This is a genomic window from Pseudomonas brassicacearum (assembly GCF_003732225.1).
GTDB lineage: Bacteria > Pseudomonadota > Gammaproteobacteria > Pseudomonadales > Pseudomonadaceae > Aquipseudomonas > Aquipseudomonas brassicacearum_E.
Map to the genome: position 1 here is coordinate 378603 of NZ_MOBJ01000034.1, position 14242 is coordinate 392844.

The 14242-nt window shown below is 58.0% G+C and carries 13 protein-coding genes; 6 read left to right on the forward strand and 7 right to left on the reverse strand.

Going from position 1 to position 14242, the window contains the following annotated elements:
- Positions 1 to 23 precede the first annotated feature (23 nt).
- From ispC to rpsB, 7 genes are all read right to left on the reverse strand, one after another.
- Positions 24 to 1214 (reverse strand): 1-deoxy-D-xylulose-5-phosphate reductoisomerase, encoded by a 1191-nt coding sequence (ispC, locus tag BK659_RS26345; protein WP_123428502.1) that lies wholly within the window; start codon positions 1212 to 1214, stop codon positions 24 to 26.
- Positions 1211 to 2017 carry a phosphatidate cytidylyltransferase gene (locus tag BK659_RS26350; RefSeq protein WP_123428504.1) on the reverse strand — a complete coding sequence of 269 codons (807 nt, stop codon included), beginning with the start codon at positions 2015 to 2017 and terminating at the stop codon, positions 1211 to 1213. The genes ispC and BK659_RS26350 overlap by 4 nt, the downstream gene beginning before the upstream one ends.
- Positions 2017 to 2772, reverse strand: a complete 756-nt coding sequence (gene uppS / locus BK659_RS26355) for a polyprenyl diphosphate synthase (RefSeq protein WP_123428506.1) — start codon at positions 2770 to 2772, stop codon at positions 2017 to 2019. The genes BK659_RS26350 and uppS overlap by 1 nt, the downstream gene beginning before the upstream one ends.
- Positions 2773 to 2789: 17 nt before the next feature.
- A complete protein-coding gene (frr, locus tag BK659_RS26360; RefSeq protein WP_019692087.1) occupies positions 2790 to 3347 on the reverse strand; it encodes a ribosome recycling factor in 558 nt (185 codons plus the stop codon).
- A complete protein-coding gene (pyrH, locus tag BK659_RS26365; protein WP_019692086.1) occupies positions 3344 to 4087 on the reverse strand; it encodes a UMP kinase in 744 nt (247 codons plus the stop codon). Before pyrH ends, frr begins: the two co-directional genes overlap by 4 nt.
- A gap of 209 nt (positions 4088 to 4296) precedes the next feature.
- A complete protein-coding gene (tsf, locus tag BK659_RS26370; RefSeq protein ID WP_123428508.1) occupies positions 4297 to 5160 on the reverse strand; it encodes a translation elongation factor Ts in 864 nt (287 codons plus the stop codon).
- Between the two features lie 204 nt (positions 5161 to 5364).
- The gene (rpsB, locus tag BK659_RS26375; protein ID WP_003219330.1) at positions 5365 to 6102 is read right to left on the reverse strand and encodes a 30S ribosomal protein S2; all 738 of its coding nucleotides are present in this window, start codon (positions 6100 to 6102) and stop codon (positions 5365 to 5367) included.
- Positions 6103 to 6473: 371 nt separating this feature from the next.
- On the opposite strand from rpsB, the gene map reads away from it, so the two are divergent.
- The 6 genes from map to dapD all read left to right on the forward strand — a co-directional run bounded on the left by map (position 6474) and on the right by dapD (position 14184).
- On the forward strand, positions 6474 to 7256 hold the full coding sequence (gene map, locus BK659_RS26380) for a type I methionyl aminopeptidase (protein WP_123428509.1): 783 nt from the start codon (positions 6474 to 6476) through the stop codon (positions 7254 to 7256).
- A 44-nt stretch (positions 7257 to 7300) separates the two neighbouring features.
- Positions 7301 to 10003, forward strand: coding sequence for a [protein-PII] uridylyltransferase (locus tag BK659_RS26385; protein ID WP_123428511.1), 2703 nt, complete (start codon positions 7301 to 7303; stop codon positions 10001 to 10003).
- A gap of 127 nt (positions 10004 to 10130) precedes the next feature.
- Complete coding sequence (dapC, locus tag BK659_RS26390; RefSeq protein ID WP_123428513.1) at positions 10131 to 11330, forward strand: succinyldiaminopimelate transaminase; 1200 nt, start codon at positions 10131 to 10133, stop codon at positions 11328 to 11330.
- A gap of 208 nt (positions 11331 to 11538) precedes the next feature.
- The gene (locus BK659_RS26395; protein ID WP_123428515.1) at positions 11539 to 12291 is read left to right on the forward strand and encodes a zinc metalloprotease; all 753 of its coding nucleotides are present in this window, start codon (positions 11539 to 11541) and stop codon (positions 12289 to 12291) included.
- Between the two features lie 516 nt (positions 12292 to 12807).
- On the forward strand, positions 12808 to 13116 hold the full coding sequence (locus BK659_RS26400) for an arsenate reductase (protein WP_259740318.1): 309 nt from the start codon (positions 12808 to 12810) through the stop codon (positions 13114 to 13116).
- 33 nt (positions 13117 to 13149) lie between these two features.
- The gene (dapD, locus tag BK659_RS26405) at positions 13150 to 14184 is read left to right on the forward strand and encodes a 2,3,4,5-tetrahydropyridine-2,6-dicarboxylate N-succinyltransferase (protein ID WP_123428519.1); all 1035 of its coding nucleotides are present in this window, start codon (positions 13150 to 13152) and stop codon (positions 14182 to 14184) included.
- The last annotated feature ends 58 nt before the right edge of the window (positions 14185 to 14242 follow it).

A 14242-nucleotide genomic window follows, 5' to 3' on the forward strand; every position in this document is an offset into this window, starting at 1 on the left:
CGCGAGCAAACCAGCCGCAACACCTATCGCCCGTGACGACTCAACCAACGCTCGGCAAGGACACGCGCTTTCGCGTCCGCAGTGAAAACCGCATCGAGATCATCGACCGAAACCACAGGCTCGAGGTTTAACACCTCTTCGATGATACTCGCGATCTCCAGGTAACGGACACGTCCATCGAGAAAGGCTGCAACAGCCACCTCATTCGCCGCGTTCAGCATGGCCGGAGCACTGTTGCCGGCCTCCGCCGCATGACGCGCCAGACGCAAGCACGGGAATCGCTCTTCGTCAGGCGCCTGGAAGTCCAGGCGCGCGATCGCGAACAGATCAAGCGGCGCAACCCCGGAGTCGATGCGCTCAGGCCATGCCAGCGCGTTAGCGATCGGTGTCCGCATATCCGGATTGCCCAACTGCGCCAATACCGAACCGTCAACGTAGTCGACCAGCGAATGAATCACGCTTTGTGGATGAATCACCACTTCGATCTGCGATGGCTTGGCATCAAACAGCCAACAGGCCTCGATCAACTCCAGGCCCTTGTTCATCATGCTGGCCGAATCGACCGAAATCTTGCGCCCCATCGACCAGTTGGGATGGGCACACGCCTGCTCTGGCGTAACATGCGCCAACTCAGCCATGGACGTCTGCCGGAACGGACCGCCAGAGGCTGTCAGCAAAATCCGTCGAACACCTACAGCGCCAAGCCCACGGGAAAAGTCTGCGGGCATGCACTGAAAGATTGCGTTGTGCTCGCTGTCGATGGGCAGCAGCACTGACCCGCTCTTGTGCACGGCCTGCATGAACAGAGCGCCGGACATCACCAGCGCTTCCTTGTTGGCCAGCAGAATCTTCTTGCCCGCCTCGACCGCCGCCAGTGTCGGACGCAAACCGGCCGCACCGACAATCGCTGCCATCACCGCATCGACTTCAGCGTCGGAGGCGACCTGACACAAGCCCTCCTCCCCCACCAGAACGCGCGTCGAAAGGCCGGCCGCCCGCAGATCGTCTTGCAGGCGCCGGGCAGCCACGGGCTCTGGCACCACCGCAAAACGCGGCACATGGCGAATGCACAAGGCCAGCAGCTCACTCAGACGAGAGAAACCGCTCAAAGCGAAGACTTGATAGCGCTCAGGGTGACGAGCGATGACATCAAGGGTGCTCAGACCAATGGAGCCGGTCGCACCCAGAACAGTGATCTGTTGTGGGCGGCTCATGGTGCTGCCATCCACAGCAATACCGCAAACACGGGAATCGCCGCGGTGAGACTGTCGATACGGTCCAGTACGCCGCCGTGGCCAGGCAGCAGATTACTGCTGTCCTTGATTCCCGACTGACGCTTGAACATGCTTTCGGTCAAATCGCCAACCACCGAAATAAACACGATAATCGCCGCGCCGATCAGCCCTTTCAGCATCTCGCCGGTCGTCCAGTCACGCACCAGACCAACAATGGCGGTGATCACCAGACTCAGCAGCAAACCACCGTACACACCTTCCCAGCTTTTACCGGGACTGACGTGCGGAGCAAGTTTACGCTTGCCAAATGCCCGACCGGAAAAGTAAGCGCCAATGTCTGCGCCCCAGACCAACACCATTACCGCCATGATCAGCCAGTTACCCAGCGGCTCCTGCTTGATCAGGATCAGACCCTGCCAGGCCGGCAACAGGATCAGCAGGCCGATCACCAGCTTGCAGGCTGCACTGGCCCAATGTTCGCTGGTCTTGGGATAGGTCAGCACCAGGTAAGTCGCCGCTGCCCACCAGAGCACGGCAGCCCCCAGCACCCAAGGCGAAAGCCCTGGCAGCACATGCATGATAAACAGCATCACCGCGACCACGGCCGCATAAGCGAGGCGAATCGGTTGCGCAGTGAAACCCGCCAAACGCGCCCATTCCCAGGCACCAAGGGTCACGACCAGGCCGATAAACAGCGCAAAACCGGAACCCTCGAGCAGAAAAAATCCGCACAGGGCGATCGGTAGCAGGATCAGCGCAGTGATGATTCGTTGTTTAAGCATTAAACCCGGGCCCCAGCCTCGACCTGCTCACTCGTTTTACCGAAGCGACGCTGGCGAGAAGCGAAATCGGCCAGCGCATTACGCATGGCTTCGTGTTTGAAGTCCGGCCAGAACAGGTCGGAAAAATACAGCTCGGAGTACGCCAACTGCCACAGCAGGAAGTTGCTGATGCGATGCTCGCCGCCGGTACGAATGCACAAATCCGGTAGCGGTAGATCACCGGTAGCCAGGCAGGTTTGCAGCAATTGCGGGGTGATGTCATCCGGACGCAAATGCCCGGCTTGAACTTCTCGCGCCAGACGCTGCGCAGCCTGCGCGATATCCCACTGGCCGCCGTAGTTCGCAGCGATCTGCAGAACAAAACGATTGGCGCCCACTGTCATTGCCTCCGCCTCACGCATTGCCGCTTGAAGCTCGGGATGAAAACGCGAACGGTCACCGATAATACGCAGCGTGATGTTGTTGTCGTTGAGGCGCTTGGCCTCGCGACGCAATGCCTTGAAAAACAAATCCATCAAGGCGCTGACTTCATCGGCCGGACGCTGCCAGTTTTCACTGGAGAAGGCGAACAGGGTCAGTACTTCGACCCCGGCCTCAGCACACACCTCGATGACCGCGCGAACGGCATCGACGCCAGCCTTGTGCCCGGCAACGCCAGGCAAGAAACGTTTTTTTGCCCAGCGATTATTGCCGTCCATGATGATCGCGACATGGCGCGGCACCACGGAGGGCGCAGTCTGCTTGGTCTTTTCCATGAAGGCGTCCTGACCCCTTATACGGCCATCAGGTCCTTTTCTTTGTCTTCAGTGAGCTTATTGATCTGAGCCTCGAAGTCCTTGATCAACTTGTCGATATCGGCACTCGCGCGACGCTCTTCGTCTTCGCTGATTTCCTTATCCTTGACCAGCTTCTTCAGGTCGCCCAGCGCATCACGGCGAATATTACGCACCGCGACACGAGCATCTTCGGCTGCGCTGCGCGCTTGCTTGGTGAAGCCCTTGCGGGTCTCCTCGGTCAAGGCCGGCATAGATATCAGCAGCAACTCACCCAGGTTAGTCGGGTTGAGGTTCAGACCAGCACTCTGGATCGCCTTGTCGACCGCTGCGAGCATGTTGCGCTCGAAAGCCACGACTTGCAGGGTCCGGGAGTCCTTCACGGTGACGTTGGCCACGCTGCTCAAAGGAGTATCCGAACCGTAGTAGGGCACCATCACGCTGCCCAGGATACTTGGGTGCGCCTTGCCTGTACGAATCTGACCAAAAGCGTGCGCCAGCGACTCCAGGGATTTGGTCATGCGCTCTTGAGCGTCTTTCTTGATTTCGTTGATCATTGTTCGCCTTCCTCGATCAGGGTTCCTTCAGCGCCGCCATGCACGATGTTCAGCAGGGCGCCGGGCTTGTTCATGTTAAATACGCGCAGCGGCATTTTGTGGTCGCGGCACAGGCAAATAGCCGTCAGATCCATCACACCCAGCTTGCGATCCAGCACTTCATCGTAGGTCAGATGATCGAACTTCTCGGCATGCGGGTCTTTGAATGGGTCAGCGGTGTACACACCATCAACCTTGGTTGCTTTCAACACGACATCAGCATCGATCTCGATCGCTCGCAGGCAAGCTGCCGAGTCCGTGGTGAAGAACGGGTTGCCGGTACCGGCAGCGAAAATAACCACTTCCTTGGCGTTCAGGTGACGCATGGCTTTGCGGCGATCGTAATGATCGGTCACGCCCACCATGGAAATAGCCGACATCACGATGGCCGAGATATTCGCACGTTCCAGCGCATCACGCATGGCCAGAGCGTTCATCACAGTGGCCAGCATGCCCATGTGGTCGCCAGTTACCCGATCCATGCCGGCCGCACTCAGTGCCGCGCCGCGGAACAGATTACCACCACCAATCACCAGACCGACCTGAACGCCGATACCGACCAGTTGGCCGACTTCCAGCGCCATGCGATCCAGAACCTTGGGATCGATCCCGAACTCTTCGGAGCCCATCAGGGCCTCGCCGCTAAGCTTGAGTAGAATGCGTTTATAGCGAGCCTGATAACCACTGCCCTGCTGAGCCATTGCGAATCTCTCCTGCGGCGTATTTAAAAAATTCTTTGCGGGCTGTTTGCAGCCTGCGTTCACTCTGGTTTGACGCTATCACAGCGCCATCGGAACACGGCTTTGTAAGCCAGTTCCGACGGAAAACCAAATAAATTGGCTTCCCCATCTGAAAAGAGGCTGCGCGCGTGAGCGGGCAGCCTCTTCAGGGCGACAGTTAAAAAACTGTCTTACGACTTGGCAGCAGCCAGCTGGGCAGCAACTTCTTCAGCGAAGTTGTCGACTGGCTTCTCGATGCCTTCGCCTACTTTGAAGTAGGTGAAGGAAACGATTTCAGCACCGGCTTTCTTGGCCAGCTCGCCGACCTTGATTTCAGGGTTCTTGACGAACGCCTGCTCAACCAGGCTGGCTTCGGCCAGGAACTTGCTGATACGGCCTTTAACCATGTTTTCAACGATGTTTTCCGGCTTGCCGGCGATCTTGTCAGCGTTCAGCGTCAGGAACACGCCTTTCTCGCGCTCGATCGCTTCAGCGGAAACTTCCGATGGCAGCAGGAATTCAGGGTTGGTGGCCGCTACGTGCATAGCGATGTCCTTGGCCAGCTCAACGCTGCCGCCTTTCAGGACAACTGCAACACCGATCTTGTTGCCGTGCAGGTAACCACCGACAACATCACCTTCAACGCGTGCCAGACGACGGATGTTGACGTTTTCGCCAACCTTGCCGACCAGTACCAGGCGATCAGCTTCTTGAGCTTCGATCAGCGGAGCAACGTCTACCAGCTTGTCGGCGAACGCTTTTTCAACGCTTGCAGCAACAAATGCCTTGAAGTCGTCCTGCAGAGCCAGGAAGTCGGTCTGCGAGTTCACTTCCAGCAGAACGGCGGATTTACCGTCTTCCTTCAGAGCGATAGCGCCTTCAGCAGCAACGTTGCCTGCTTTTTTGGCTGCCTTGATGGCGCCCGAAGCACGCATGTCATCAATGGCTTTTTCGATGTCGCCGCCAGCCTTGGTCAAGGCTTTCTTGCAGTCCATCATGCCTTCGCCAGTACGCTCGCGCAGTTCTTTGACCAACGCTGCAGTAATCTCTGCCATTTCAAAATTCCTCTTGGATAGGTTATCAACCATTCCACCCGATCGAACGGGCGTTCAATTCTTCCCGAACCACCCTTGTTAGCTGCTGCACATTACAAATGCAGTAGCGGCATCCCTGAAACGGGCGCCAACAAATGGTTTTCGAGGTGGCAAAAAGGGGGCCAAGCCCCCTTTTTGCTTACTGAGTCAACGCCAAGGCGTCAATTACTCAGCTGCTGCTACCGGAGCTTCTTCAACGAACTGCTCGGTGCCGCCAGCAACGTGGTTGCGACCACGGATTACAGCGTCAGCCATCGAACCCATGTACAGCTGGATAGCGCGGATTGCGTCATCGTTGCCTGGGATGATGTAGTCAACGCCTTCCGGGCTGCTGTTGGTATCGACTACGCCGATAACCGGGATGCCCAGCTTGTTGGCTTCGGTGATCGCGATGCGCTCGTGATCAACGTCGATAACGAACAGTGCGTCAGGCAGACCGCCCATGTCCTTGATACCACCCAGGGAACGATCGAGCTTTTCCAGGTCGCGAGTACGCATCAGCGCCTCTTTCTTGGTCAGCTTGGCGAAAGTACCGTCTTCGGCTTGCACTTCAAGGTCACGCAGACGCTTGATGGAAGCACGGATGGTTTTGAAGTTGGTCAGCATGCCGCCCAACCAGCGGTGATCGACGTACGGCGAACCGCAACGTGCTGCTTCTTCAGCAACGATCTTGCCAGCGGAACGCTTGGTGCCGACGAACAGGATCTTGTTTTTGCCCTGGGCCAGACGCTCTACGAAAGTCAGAGCTTCGTTGAACATTGGCAGGGTTTTTTCAAGGTTGATGATGTGGATCTTGTTACGCGCGCCGAAAATGTATTTACCCATTTTCGGGTTCCAGTAACGGGTCTGGTGACCGAAGTGCACACCGGCCTTCAGCATATCGCGCATGTTGACTTGGGACATGATAGTTCCTTAATAAGTCGGGTTTGGCCTCCACGTATCCCAATGACCAACCAGCAGCATCAGCTGAAGGCACCCAGGTCATCGTGTCGACACGTGTGTGGATTTAGGCTTTTCAGGGTATCCCCGGAAAGCGGCGCATTTTATATCACAAGGAGGGCGAAAACGAAACCCGGATTCTTGAAACCGGATAAGCGCTTTTGTCCCGGCCCTTGGAATCCCCCCAGAATGCGCCATTCTATAGAGAGAAGCGATGCACAGAGGCGCAGATTTGCCGTGATCGTCTGTTAGAATCGCGTTTTTCAGGGCTGCGAGCAGCATCACGCAGAGCCCATTCCGTATAGAAAACGCCACTGAGCGTAGAGAGAGCCTGTATGACCGTCACCCTCAAAACCCCAGAGGACATCGCCAAAATGCGTATCGCCGGCAAACTTGCCGCCGATGTGCTGGAAATGATTGCCGAATTCGTCAAACCCGGCGTCACGACCGAAGAGCTGGATCGCATCTGCCACGACTACATCGTCAACGAGCAGAAAGCCATCCCTGCCCCGCTCAACTACAAAGGCTTTCCGAAGTCGATCTGCACCTCGATCAACCACGTGGTCTGCCACGGCATTCCGAACGAGAAGCCGCTTAAAGATGGCGACACGCTGAACATCGACGTCACCGTGATCAAAGATGGCTATCACGGTGATACCAGCCGCATGTTCCATGTCGGCAACGTGCCGGTTTGGGCCGAGCGCCTGTCGCAAGTCACTCAGGAATGCATGTACAAGGCCATCGAGCTGGTCAAGCCTGGCTGCCGCCTCGGCGATATCGGCGAAGTCATCCAGAAGCACGCTGAAAAGAACGGCTTCTCGGTGGTTCGCGAGTTCTGCGGTCACGGCATCGGCAAGGTGTTCCACGAAGAACCGCAAATCCTGCATTACGGCCGCGCCGGCACCGGCATGGAACTGAAAGCCGGCATGACCTTCACCATCGAGCCAATGATCAATCAGGGCCGTGCCGACACCAAGGTACTCGGCGACGGCTGGACCGCGATCACCAAGGATCGCAAGCTGTCGGCCCAGTGGGAGCACACCCTTCTGGTGACCGAAACCGGCTACGAGATCTTCACCCTGCGCAGCGATGACACCATTCCTCGCGTTTCGGCCTGATCCGACGAACCCCGCACCCAGCCTATATGAAGGAAAGCCAATCGATGCCGCAGGTGGATCCCGAACTCTTCGACCGCGGCCAGTTCCAGGCTGAACTGGCCCTGAAGGCAAGCCCGATTGCGGCCTTCAAGAAGGCGATCCGCCAGGCGCGAGAGGTGCTCGACGCACGCTTTCGTAGCGGGCGGGACATTCGCCGGCTGATCGAGGATCGTGCCTGGTTCGTCGATAACATCCTGCAAAAGGCCTGGGAGCAGTTCGACTGGAGTGAAGATGCCGACATCGCGCTGGTCGCCGTCGGCGGCTATGGTCGCGGCGAGTTGCACCCCTACTCCGACATTGATTTGCTGATCTTGCTGGACAACGCCGATCACGAAGTTTTCCGCGATTCCATCGAGCGTTTTCTGACCCTGCTGTGGGACATCGGTCTGGAGGTCGGCCAAAGCGTACGCTCAGTGGACGAATGTGCCGAACAAGCCCGCGCTGACCTGACGGTGATCACCAACCTGATGGAAAGCCGCACCATTGCCGGCCCCGAGCATCTGCGTCAGCGCATGCTCGATGTCACCAGCACCGAACACATGTGGCCGGCCAAGGAGTTCTTCCTGGCCAAACACACCGAACAAAAAGCGCGTCACCACAAATACAACGACACCGAATACAACCTGGAACCCAACGTCAAAGGCTCGCCCGGCGGCCTACGGGATATTCAGACGATTCTCTGGGTGGCACGCCGCCAATACGGCACGCTGAACCTGCGCGCCCTCGCTGGCGAAGGCTTCCTGGTCGAAAGCGAAAACGCCCTGCTGGCCTCGTCCCAGGAATTTCTGTGGAAGGTTCGCTACGCCCTGCACATGCTGGCCGGGCGCGCCGAGGACCGCTTGCTGTTCGATCATCAGCGCTCGATTGCCGGGCTGCTGGGCTTCGTAGGCGAAGACGCGAAACACGCCATCGAAAACTTCATGCAACAGTACTACCGCGTGGTAATGAGCATTGCCCAGCTCAGCGACCTGATCATCCAGCATTTCGAGGAAGTCATCCTCGCGCCGGAAGATGAAGCGCCGCCACAACCGATCAACTCGCGCTTCCAGTTGCATGACGGCTACATCGAGGCGATCAACACCAACGTGTTCAGGCGCACGCCGTTTGCCATGCTGGAAATCTTTGTGCTGATGGCCCAACAGCCGGAAATCAAAGGCGTGCGGGCTGACACTATTCGTCTGCTGCGGGAACACCGGCACCTGATCGACGACGACTTCCGCAACGACATTCGCAACACCAGCCTGTTCATCGAACTGTTCAAATGCAAGATCGGCATCCACCGCAACCTGCGACGGATGAACCGTTACGGTATTCTCGGGCGCTACCTGCCGGAGTTCGGTTTTATCGTCGGGCAGATGCAGCACGACCTGTTCCATATTTACACGGTCGACGCCCATACCCTGAACCTGATCAAGCACCTGCGTAAGTTGCAGTACACCCAGGTGTCCGAAAAATTCCCGCTGGCCAGCAAGCTCATGGGCAAACTGCCCAAGCCCGAGCTGATCTACCTCGCCGGGCTGTACCACGACATCGGCAAGGGTCGGCATGGCGATCACTCGGACATCGGCGCGGTCGACGCCGAAGCGTTCTGCCAGCGGCACCAACTGCCCGTGTGGGACAGCCGGCTGATTGTCTGGCTGGTACAGAACCACCTGGTGATGTCGACCACCGCGCAGCGCAAGGACCTGTCCGACCCGCAAGTGATCCACGACTTCGCGCAGGTCGTCGGTGACGAAACCCGCCTCGATTACCTGTACGTGCTGACCGTCGCCGACATCAACGCCACCAATCCGACGCTATGGAACTCCTGGCGCGCCAGCCTGTTGCGCCAGCTCTACACCGAGACCAAGCGGGCCTTGCGTCGCGGCCTGGAAAACCCCGTCGACCGCGAAGAACAGATTCGCCAGACCCAGAGCGCAGCCCTGGATATTCTGGTGCGCAGCGGCACCGATCCGGACGACGTCGAGCAACTCTGGTCGCAGCTGGGTGATGACTACTTCCTGCGTCACACCGCCGGCGACGTGGCCTGGCACAGTGATGCCATCCTCCAGCAGCCGGCCGACGGCGGGCCACTGGTGCTGATCAAGGAAACCACCCAGCGCGAGTTCGAGGGCGGTACGCAGATCTTCATCTACGCGCCGGACCAGCACGACTTCTTCGCCGTGACCGTGGCGGCGATGGACCAGCTCAACCTGAACATTCACGACGCCCGGGTTATTACCTCTACCAGCCAGTTCACCCTCGACACCTACATCGTGCTCGACACCGACGGCGACTCGATCGGCGACAACCCGGCGCGGGTCAAGCAGATCCGCGACGGCCTGACCGAGGCTCTGCGCAACCCCGACGACTACCCGACCATCATCCAGCGTCGGGTGCCGCGCCAGCTCAAGCATTTCGCCTTCGCGCCGCAAGTGACGATCCACAACGACGCCCAGCGCCAGGTGACGGTGCTGGAACTCAGCGCCCCCGACCGTCCGGGCCTGCTGGCGCGGATCGGAACAATCTTTCTCGAATTCGACCTGTCGCTGCAGAACGCCAAGATTGCCACCCTCGGTGAGCGGGTCGAAGACGTATTCTTCATCACTGACGCGAACAACCACCCGTTGTCCGACCCACAGCTGTGCAGCCGTTTGCAGGATGCGATCGTCGAACAACTGAGCGTCAGCCCCGAACCGGATATCAAACTTTCACGCATCAGCATCTGAATCAACAAATTTCCCCCTGTGGGAGCGAGCCTGCTCGCGATGGCGTCAGTCCACTCAGCATCGCCAGTGACTGATTTATTGCTATCGCGAGCAGGCTCGCTCCCACATTGAACGAGACCCCGCACCGATGAACAACGCCCTGAACCAGCTCCAGCCTTACCCGTTCGAGAAACTGCGCGCCCTGCTCGGTGCGGTCACGCCAAACCCTGACAAGCGTCCGATTGCGCTGTCGATCGGCGAGCCGAAGCACCGTTCGCCAAGCTTTGTCGCGCAAGCGCTGGCGAGCAACCTGGATCAGATGGCCGTCTACCCGACCACCCTCGGTATTCCCGCATTGCGCGAAGCGATTGCCGGCTGGTGCGAACGTCGCTTCAACGTGCCAAGCGGCTGGATCGACCCGGCGCGCAACGTGCTGCCCGTCAACGGCACTCGCGAAGCGCTGTTTGCCTTCACTCAAACCGTGGTCAATCGCGGTGACGACGCACTGATCGTCAGCCCGAACCCGTTCTACCAGATCTATGAAGGCGCTGCGTTCCTCGCCGGCGCCAAACCGCATTACCTGCCGTGCCTGGATGAAAACGGCTTCAACCCGGACTTCGACGCGGTGTCGGACGACATCTGGAAACGCTGCCAGATCCTGTTCCTGTGCTCGCCGGGCAACCCGACTGGCGCGCTGATCCCGGTCGAAACCCTGAAAAAACTGATCGCCCTGGCCGACAAACACGACTTCGTGATTGCTGCCGACGAGTGCTATAGCGAGCTCTACTTCAACGAACAGACACCACCGCCTGGCCTGCTCAGCGCCTGCGTGGAACTGGGCCGCAAGGACTTCAAACGCTGCGTGGTGTTCCACAGCCTGTCCAAGCGTTCCAACCTGCCGGGCCTGCGCTCGGGTTTCGTCGCCGGTGATGCCGAGATTCTCAAAGGCTTCCTGCTCTATCGCACCTACCACGGCTGCGCCATGCCGGTTCAGACCCAACTCGCCAGCGTTGCCGCGTGGAACGACGAAGTTCACGTAAGCGCCAACCGTGCGCTGTACCGCGAGAAATACGATGCGGTACTGGAAATCCTCAGCCCGGTGATGGACGTACAGCGCCCGGACGGCGGTTTCTACCTGTGGCCGAATGTTGAAGGCGACGATGCCGCGTTCTGCCGTGACCTGTTTGTCGAAGAACATGTGACGGTGGTGCCGGGGTCTTATCTGTCCCGTGAAGTGGACGGGGTCAATCCCGGCGCCGGGCGTGTGCGCCTGGCGTTGGTTGCACCGCTGGCAGAGTGCGTTGAGGCCGCTGAACGGATTCGCGACTTCATCAAACGCCGTCGCTAATAATGTTTAATACCTGCACGGTGCAATGCCGTGCAGACGCACTCAAACATAAAGCAATACAAGCCTTTCAATTTAAACTTCTCGCTCTTTGCGCAGACGATTACTCTCATCCTTCACCGTTAGCTTATTAACAACTTACCACTCACTCACGTCATGGCCAATAAAAACCAAACGGTTATTTTCACTCTGAAAACAAGGATGTTTATTGATGAACACAGCACAACGTTGCTTTACTAAAAAGCCGCAAGACATTAACGCGTCTTACGAAGCCGCCATCCGCGAAAACCCGGCCAATCAGCCCACCTCTGTTTCCGGTCGAAAAAAGAGGGCTATCGCCAAACACACCAACTTCTGGGCACCGGGACGAACGTTACGTATTGCCTTCCTGGACGGCGACCAAGCATTCAAGGACATCGTCAAGGCTGCCGCACTCACCTGGCAACCCCACATCAACCTGACACTCGATTTTGTCGAGGGCACAGAGGGCGAGATCCGCATCACCAGCACCCGGGGCTATTACTGGTCCTATACTGGCACCAACGCTCTACTGGAAACCGAGGGTGCCACCATGAGCCTGTCACCGGATCTTTTGTGGTACGGGTTCATACCCAATGTGATTCACGAGTTTGGGCACGCCCTGGGTGCCGAACATGAACACCTGCACCCTGAAGTAAATATCCCCTGGAACAAACAAGCGGTCTACGAGGCTCACGGTGTGACAGAGGTAGACGATGCACAAAATCGATATATAAAGCGAGAAGTTGACGAGCGCTACTTTGACACTCTTGACGCCAGCGAAGTCAATTACTCGCCTTACGACCCGCTCTCTATCATGCACTATGAAGTCCAACAGGAATGGACAATTGGCGACTTTGAAATCGAACTCAACGAAGTACTCAGCGAAGCGGATAAAGCCTTCATGGCCAAGGCTTATCCTTACCCTGAACCACAAAACAAATAAGTCAGATAACGTGCAGCCCATCAAATATTCGGGCATTTAACTTGGCCCACGTTAGTTTCACTCAATTCAAACTCACCCAACACTTCTCACCGCACGTCATCACCCATCGGGTGATGACGACTGAGCGTGTACAACTCCAATCGTTGGGCACGCAAAGCCTTGAGGCGCAAACGACGCTCCTGCACGTCCAACTGAAACACCAACGCCTGAGCTATAGCGCTTTTTGCGCCTGGCCTCGCGAACTTCATGCATCAGCAACGGCACACATCTGGTAACACGCTGCCGTCGAAGTGCCATATTAGACGTTTAGGCTACAACCTGACCTTTGCACAAAGGTCGCTCCCGGCCCGCCAACCTATCGCACAATGTGGCAAAGCCCGGTCGCGGCCGACGCCGAACCCGCTCGGTCATGGCATAATCCGTCACCTTTTATTTTCAGCAGCTCCAAAGGGGGGCAATTCCTTGACCGCTTCAAGCAAAACGTTGCACCTTTTCGGCATCAAAGCCTGCGACACCATGAAAAAGGCGCGCACCTGGCTCGATGAATACGCTGTGAGCTTTGATTTTCATGATTACAAAACGGCCGGAATCGACCGTGAACACCTGACCCAGTGGTGCAACGAGCACGGCTGGCAAGTGGTGCTCAACCGTGCAGGCACGACCTTTCGCAAACTCGATGACGAACGCAAAGCCGATCTCGACCAGACGAAAGCTATCGAACTGATGCTCGCACAGCCTTCGATGATCAAGCGCCCGGTGCTCGATCTCGGTGACCGAACCCTGATTGGCTTCAAGCCAGACATTTACGCGGCAGCGCTCAAGTAAGCCAGCCCGTTCAATTTTGTTAGAGGTATAAACATGTCCACTACCCTGTTCAGCCTGGCCTTTGGTGTCGGCACTCAAAACCGTCAAGGTGCATGGCTGGAAGTGTTTTACGCAGCCCCGGTTCTCAAGCCATCGGCTGAGCTCGTCGCCGCTATTGCCCCGATTCTGGGCTACACCGAAGGCAATCAGGCCATCGCCTTCAGCACCGCTCAGGCCGCGCAACTGGCTGAAGCCCTGAAAAGCGTTGACGCTGCACAAGCGGCGCTGCTGACCCGTCTGGCGGAAAGCCACAAGCCGCTGGTCGCCACCCTGCTGGCCGAAGACGCGCAGCTGAGCTCCACCCCTGAGGCCTACCTCAAGCTGCATCTGTTGTCCCATCGCCTGGTCAAGCCACATGGCCTGAACCTGGCCGGAATCTTCCCGTTGCTGCCGAACGTCGCCTGGACCAGCCAAGGCGCAATCGACCTGAACGAGCTGGCCGAGCATCAACTGGAAGCGCGTCTGCGTGGCGAGCTGCTGGAAGTGTTCTCGGTCGACAAGTTCCCGAAAATGACCGACTACGTCGTACCGGCCGGCGTGCGTATCGCTGACGCCGCACGGATCCGTCTGGGTGCCTACGTGGGCGAAGGCACCACCGTGATGCACGAAGGTTTCGTCAACTTCAACGCCGGCACCGAAGGCCCGGGCATGATCGAAGGCCGCGTCTCTGCGGGCGTCTTCGTCGGCAAGGGTTCGGACCTGGGCGGCGGCTGCTCGACCATGGGCACCCTGTCGGGCGGCGGCAACATCGTGATCAAGGTCGGCGAAGGCTGCCTGATCGGCGCGAACGCCGGTATCGGCATTCCGTTGGGCGACCGCAACACCGTTGAGTCGGGCCTGTACGTGACCGCTGGCACCAAAGTGGCACTGCTGGACGAGAACAACAAACTGGTCAAAGTGCTCAAGGCCCGCGAACTGGCCGGCCAGCCTGACCTGTTGTTCCGCCGCAATTCGGAGACCGGTGCGGTGGAATGCAAAACCCACAAATCGGCCATCGAACTGAACGAAGCGCTGCACGCTCACAACTAAGCAGCCTCAAATGATCACCTGTGGGAGCGAGCTTGCTCGCGAAGCTTTTGGCGACCTC